The organism is Halomonas sp. ND22Bw, assembly GCF_003011945.1.
In the GTDB taxonomy this organism is placed as follows: Bacteria; Pseudomonadota; Gammaproteobacteria; order Pseudomonadales; family Halomonadaceae; genus Halomonas; species Halomonas halophila.
Map to the genome: position 1 here is coordinate 1 of NZ_PXWD01000925.1, position 270 is coordinate 270.

Consider the following 270-nt stretch of genomic DNA (forward strand, 5'->3'; position numbering starts at 1 on the left):
TGGTCGCGAGTCTGCGCTTGCGCGCGTCGCGAGCGGCGAGGTGCGGCAGGTCACGCAACTCCTTCTCGATCCCGCCCGCGTGCGCATCTGGCCCGGCAACGCTCGCACGTACGCGCACCTCTCAGAGGAGAATTGCCGCGAGCTGATCGACTCGATCGTCGCCGAGGGAGGGCAGAAGGTGCCCGCGGTGGTACGGCGCGTCGACGGCGATGCCGATTATGAGTTCGAAGTGATCGCCGGCACGCGGCGGCACTGGTCGATCAGCTGGCT

General features: G+C 68.1%; 1 protein-coding gene. It reads left to right on the forward strand.

Annotation, left to right across the window (positions count from 1 at the left end; all coding sequences use genetic code 11):
- Nucleotides 1-270: ParB N-terminal domain-containing protein (locus CVH10_RS20855; RefSeq protein WP_219924923.1), on the forward strand; the 270-nt coding region annotated here is incomplete at both ends.